The following is a 1346-nucleotide window of genomic DNA, read 5'->3' on the forward strand; positions in this document are numbered from 1 at the left end:
GTGGACGGCGAGCCAGACGAAGGCGAAGTTGAGGAACTCCACATACGGCACGCCGGCGGCGAAGCGCAGCACGTCGACGGCGGCGGCCGCGGCGACCAGCGCGCCGAACGCGCCCCAGCCGTAGCGTTCGTGGAGCCGCAGCAGCGGCGGGGTGAAGGCGACCATCGCCAGGTAGATGCCGATGAACCAGAGCGGCTGCGCGACGAGCCGCGCGGCGACGCCGGTCAGCGAGCCGTCCGCGCCGAGGAGTTGGACGCTCAGCGCGCCCGCTCCCCAGACGCCGATGAAGACCATGGTGGGGCGCAGCAGCCGCTGGAGCCGGGCGCGCAGGAAGGCGGCGTAGAGGGAGTCGCCGGGTGCGCTGCGGCGGGCCAGGGACCGGTAGGACAGGGCGTGCGAGAAACCGCCGACGAAGAAGAAGACGGGCATGATCTGGAGGAGCCAGGTCAGCGGCTGGAGCGCCGGTTCGACGGCGAGGAGGTTGCCCACGCGCGCGTCGCCGCCTCCGTCGACGGTCACGGCGGCCATCAGCCAGTGGCCGAGGACGACCGTGCCGAGCGAGGCGACGCGGAGCAGGTCGATGTAGCGGTCGCGGCCGCTGGGCGTGGCCTCGGCGAGTGCGTGTACGCCCGTACGTCCGCCCGTACGTTCCGTTTCCCGTGCCGGTCGTCGTGGTCTCATACGGGCACGATCGCTCTGCGGGCGGCCCGTACGGCACGGTGCCGGTACTCAATTCCCCCAGCGGGAGGGTGAGTACCGGTACTCAGTGCGCGCCGCGCGTCACCCGGTGGGCAGCACGGTGGCGCCCGGCGCCGGGCCGGTGGCGATGCGGGCCGTGCGGCAGGTGCCGGAGGCCAGGAGGGCGTCGGCGACGGTACGGGCGGCGGCCGCGTCCTCGGTGAGGAACGCGGTGGTCGGCCCGGAGCCGGAGACCAGCGCGGCCAGCGCCCCGGCGGCCGTGCCCGCCGCGAGGGTGTCGGCGAGGGAGGGGCGCAGGGAGACGGCGGCGGGCTGGAGGTCGTTGCTCAACGCGGCGGCGAGGGCGGCGGGGTCGCCGTCGGCGAGGGCCGCGAGGAGGGCGGGCGACGGGTCGGGGTCGGCGGGGAGGTCCGCCGTGGTCGCGCCCGTACCGGACGCCTCGCGGAGCCGGTCGCACTCGCCGTAGACGGCCGGGGTGGACAGGCCGCCGTCGGCGACCGCGAACACCCAGTGGAAGACGCCGCCGACGTCGAGGGGGGTGAGGAGCTCGCCCCTCCCCCGGCCGAGCGCCGCGCCGCCGAGCAGACTGAACGGCACGTCGCTGCCCAACTCGGCGCAGATGTCGAGGAGTTCGGCCTGTCCGGCGC

At 75.3% G+C, this 1346-nt stretch carries 1 protein-coding gene and 1 pseudogene; both read right to left on the bottom strand.

Annotated features, from left to right (window positions below):
• The coding region (locus tag ACFU99_RS43865; protein ID WP_384404407.1) for an acyltransferase family protein at positions 1–681 on the bottom strand (681 nt) is incomplete at its 3' end.
• Between the two features lie 99 nt (positions 682–780).
• A pseudogene (locus ACFU99_RS43870) lies at positions 781–1346 on the bottom strand (4-(cytidine 5'-diphospho)-2-C-methyl-D-erythritol kinase); the annotation flags it as partial.

Source organism: Streptomyces sp. NPDC057654 (genome assembly GCF_042800135.1).
GTDB lineage: Bacteria > Actinomycetota > Actinomycetes > Streptomycetales > Streptomycetaceae > Streptomyces.